Annotated in this window: 3 protein-coding genes; 1 reads left to right on the top strand and 2 read right to left on the bottom strand. The window is 36.3% G+C overall.

Annotated features, from left to right (window positions below; all coding sequences use genetic code 11):
• Positions 1 to 493, bottom strand: a 493-nt coding sequence (locus AC1DG9_RS26105) for a phosphatase PAP2 family protein (protein WP_477635576.1), incomplete at its 3' end; no start/stop codon positions are given.
• Positions 490 to 1221, bottom strand: coding sequence for a class I SAM-dependent methyltransferase (locus tag AC1DG9_RS26110; RefSeq protein ID WP_048906943.1), 732 nt, complete (start codon positions 1219 to 1221; stop codon positions 490 to 492). The genes AC1DG9_RS26110 and AC1DG9_RS26105, both read right to left, overlap by 4 nt.
• Before the next feature lie 200 nt (positions 1222 to 1421).
• Between AC1DG9_RS26110 and AC1DG9_RS26115 the strand changes: the two genes are divergently transcribed.
• The coding region (locus AC1DG9_RS26115; RefSeq protein ID WP_477635577.1) for a phosphohexomutase domain-containing protein at positions 1422 to 2359 on the top strand (938 nt) is incomplete at its 3' end.

The raw sequence follows: 2359 nt of genomic DNA on the forward strand, positions 1-2359 counted from the left end.
CCACCATGGTGTCAATAGGGTAGTGAACACCTACATAAATCTGAGAGAACGAAATAATAAATGCCCAGAAAAGTCCAATTGGTAGCACTGGTTTCCATCTGTCGTAAAATACAAAGATAAGAAATACAGCTATTGCAAAATGATTTGTAGCATGCGCAGAAGGGAAGCTATAGCCACTTCCGCAAGGCACACGGTGAATGATATCATCAGCCAGTGTTATTTCATTACAAGGTCTTATTCTTGCTACTGCAGGTTTAATAAGCCTTGATGCAACCATATCACCAATAGCAAATGTAACAAGTAACATCCCAATGATGTACCAGCCTTTCTTTTTGTACTCAATAAATGAGAAAATAATGATGAACAAATATAATGGCGCCCAAAAATAACGATTGCGCATTAAAGGGAGCAGCCAATCAAAAAATGGATTAGCAAGGCCTCTATGGATCTTAAGAAAAAGTTCTACATCAAATTGTTGTAAACTTTCTATCATGCTTTTTTGCAAATTAGTATCAATCTGTCCGATTTGCTTTCATCAAAAGGATCTAATCCATAACTTCCAAAAGTAGCTGCTATCTTTAGTCCGCTTTTCTCAAACATACGTTCAAAATCTTGAAGAGTAAAAGCCTGCACACGTTCTTCGAAGGCATAAGGTTTATCTCTATGCTCGAAATTTATATGTTTAATAATTTTCCCCTCGGCTACAAATTTATGCAGGTGAAATTCAATACCTTCTACGGTTTTTATCTCTTGCTGGGTGAGATTTTTAAGGATTTTTTGCGTGTTAAAATAATCTATCACCAACGTCCCGTCTTCTTTTAAGCTTTTTCTGAACGCCTTCATTGCATTCACATGCTCCTTTTCCGTTTCAAAATAACCGAAACTGGTAAATAGGTTCATTGCAATGTCAAAATAGTTGATAAAAGAAAGCTTGCGCATATCATGAACAAAGAAATGAAGGTTCTTTTGTTCAAATTGCTGGGCATATTTAATACTTTGCTCTGATAAGTCAATTCCGGTTACATCATAACCTTTTTTATTAAGATAAATTGAATGTCGACCTCTTCCGCAGGCGATGTCTAAAATTCTGGAATTTGCGGCTGGTTTCAGGTAAGCAGAAAGGTTATCAATTAAAAACTCTGCTTCGGCATCATTACGCTGACTATATAGTATGTGATAGAAAGGAGAGTTAAACCAATATTGGAACCATTTTCGCTGCATAGAGCCTGTATTTTGATGTTTTAGAAAAAAAACAAACTTAGATAAAATTGTTATCATAAAACAATTTTATCGCTACCTCCTCTACGAAAAATTTTAAATAGACAGCAAAGGAAATATAGCATAATTTTACGAATGCATGGTGCTGAGTTAACCTGCTTTGCCTATTTTTTGTTATTTTTGGAAAAAAAATAATCAACAAATTGACACTAATAAAATCTATTTCTGGAATAAGGGGGACAATCGGTGGTATTGCCGGTAATGGTTTAACCCCAATCGATATTGTAAAATTCACTGCAGCCTATGGTTCATGGGTAATCAGCAAAACAAATAACAAAAGAATTGTTCTGGGCCGTGATGCCAGGATATCTGGCGAAATGGTAAATAACCTGGTTATCGGTACCCTGCAAGGTTTGGGTATTGAAGTAATCGACCTTGGTTTATCTACCACTCCAACTGTTGAAATTGCTGTTCCGATGGAAAATGCCGGTGGTGGTATAATTTTAACAGCGAGCCATAATCCAAAACAGTGGAATGCATTGAAACTCCTTAACGAGAAAGGTGAATTTATTAGTGATGCAGATGGAAAGGATGTTCTGGAAATTGCGGAGAAATCTGAGTTTGCATTTGCTGATGTTGATGATTTAGGTAAAGTGATAAGTAATGATACATATTTGCAAAAGCATATTGATGTTATTCTTGCGTTGCCATTAGTGGATGTTGAAGCAATAAAAGCTGCTAATTTTAAAATTGCAATTGATTGTGTTAACTCAACAGGAGGTATATTTGTACCAGCTTTGCTAAAAGCTTTAGGAGTTGAAACTGTTTATGAGTTGTATTGTGAACCTGACGGCCATTTTCCCCATAATCCGGAACCGCTTCCTGAAAACTTAACGGAGATTGCTAAAGTTGTACAGAGCAAAAATGCTGATCTTGGTATTGTTGTTGACCCTGACGTAGATCGTTTATGCTTTGTTTGCGAAGATGGATCTATGTTTGGCGAAGAATACACATTAGTAGCTGTAGCAGATTACATCCTTAAAAACACACCAGGTAATTCAGTATCTAACTTATCTTCTACAAGAGCGCTTAGAGATGTAACTGAAAATTCTGGCGGAACATATAATGCATCGGCAGTAGG

The sequence above is a fragment of the Pedobacter sp. 05L430 genome, assembly GCF_056397585.1.

Coding starts and splice junctions, on each gene's coding strand:
- AC1DG9_RS26110 (WP_048906943.1), bottom strand. CDS start 1,221: ATGCAGCGAAAATGGTTCCAATATTGGTTTAACTCTCCTTTCTATCAC.